Here is a 1852-nt window from a genome sequence, read left to right on the forward strand (position 1 = left end):
TCGGGTCGACGAGGGTGGAGGTGTCGCCGAGTTCGCGTCCTTCGGCGATGTCGCGTAGGAGGCGGCGCATGATTTTGCCGCTGCGGGTTTTGGGGAGTTCGGGGACGATGTGGATTTCGCGGGGTTTGGCGATGGGGCTGATTTCGTGGGCGACTTGGGTTTTGAGGTCGTCGATGAGGGTGGGGGTGGGTTGGGTGTGTGTGGTGAGGATGACGAAGGCGACGATGCCTTGGCCGGTGGTGGGGTCGGTGGCGCCGACGACGGCGGCTTCGGCGATGGTGTGGTGTGCGACGAGGGCGGATTCGACTTCGGCGGTGGAGATTCGGTGGCCGGAGATGTTCATGACGTCGTCGACGCGGCCGAGGATCCAGAGGTCGGCGTCGGTGTCGAGTTTGGCGCCGTCGCCGGCGAAGTACCAGCCTTGTTCGGCGAAGCGTTGCCAGTAGGTTTCGCGGAAGCGTTGGGGGTCGCCCCAGATGCCGCGCAGCATTGATGGCCATGGTTGGTCGAGGACGAGGTAGCCGTTGGCTTCGGTTTCCCCGTGTTCGACGGGTTTGCCTTCTTCGTCGACGACTTGTGCGGAGATGCCGGGGAGGGGGGTCATGGCGGCGCCGGGTTTGGTGGCGGTGACGCCGGGCAGGGGGGAGATCATGATGGCGCCGGTTTCGGTTTGCCACCAGGTGTCGACGATGGGGGTGCGATTTCCACCGATGACTTCGCGGTACCAGCGCCATGCTTCGGGGTTGATGGGTTCGCCGACCGAGCCGAGTAGCCGCAATGACGACAGGTCGTGGGCGTCGGGGATCTGTCTGCCCCATTTCATGAAGGTGCGGATGAGGGTGGGGGCGGTGTAGTAGATGGTGACGCCGTATTTTTCGATGATTTCGAAGTGGCGGTGTTCGGTGGGGGAGTTGGGGGTGCCTTCGTAGACGATTTGGGTGGTGCGGTTGGCGAGGGGGCCGTAGACGATGTAGCTGTGGCCGGTGACCCAGCCGATGTCGGCGGTGCACCAGTAGGTGTCGTGGCCGGGTTTGTGGTCGAAGACGGTGTGGTGGGTGTAGGCGGTTTGGGTGAGGTAGCCGCCGGTGGTGTGCAGGATGCCTTTGGGTTTTCCGGTGGTGCCGGAGGTGTAGAGGATGAACAGGGGGTGTTCGGCGTCGAAGGGTTGGGCGTGGTGGTGGGGGGAGGCGGTGGTGACGGTGTTGTGCCACCACAGGTCGCGGCCGTCGGTCCAGGGGACTTCGATGCCGGTGCGGCGCACGACCAGGACGTGTTCGACGGTGCTGGGGTCGTGGCCGAGTGCTTCGTCGACGGCGGTTTTGAGGGGGGCGGGTTTGCCGCGGCGGTATTGTCCGTCGGTGGTGATGATGAGGCGGGCGGCGGCGTCGTCGACGCGTTGGCGTAGCGCGGTGGGGGAGAATCCGGCGAACACGACGGAGTGGGTGAGGCCGAGGCGGGCGCAGGCGAGCATGGCGATGATGGCTTCGGGCACCATGGGCATGTAGATCGCGACGCGGTCGCCGGGTTGCAGGCCGAGTTCGGTGAGATAGTTCGCCGCGCGGGATACTTCGTCGAGCAGTTGCTGGTAGGTGAGGGTGCGGGAGTCGCCGGGTTCGCCTTCCCAGTGGATGGCGATCTGGTCGCCGTGGCCGTGCAGGACGTGGCGGTCGAGGCAGTTGTAGGCGACGTTGAGTTTTCCGCCGACGAACCATTTCGCTACCGGCGCGTCGGTCCAGTCCAGCACCTGGGTGAAGGGTTCGTGCCAGTGCAACCGCCCGGCCTGCTCGGCCCAGAATGCTTCCCGATCGGCCGCCGCCCGCTGGTAGAACCCCGCGTCGGCGTTCGCCTCAGC

Annotated in this window: 1 protein-coding gene; it reads right to left on the reverse strand. The window is 65.7% G+C overall.

All coding sequences use genetic code 11. The annotated features are described in order from the left end of the window. On the reverse strand, nucleotides 1-1852 hold a 1852-nt coding region (acs, locus tag ACZ6DL_RS38050; protein ID WP_466058585.1), incomplete at both ends, for an acetate--CoA ligase.

It is taken from the genome of Nocardia sp. NPDC041819 (assembly GCF_055590505.1).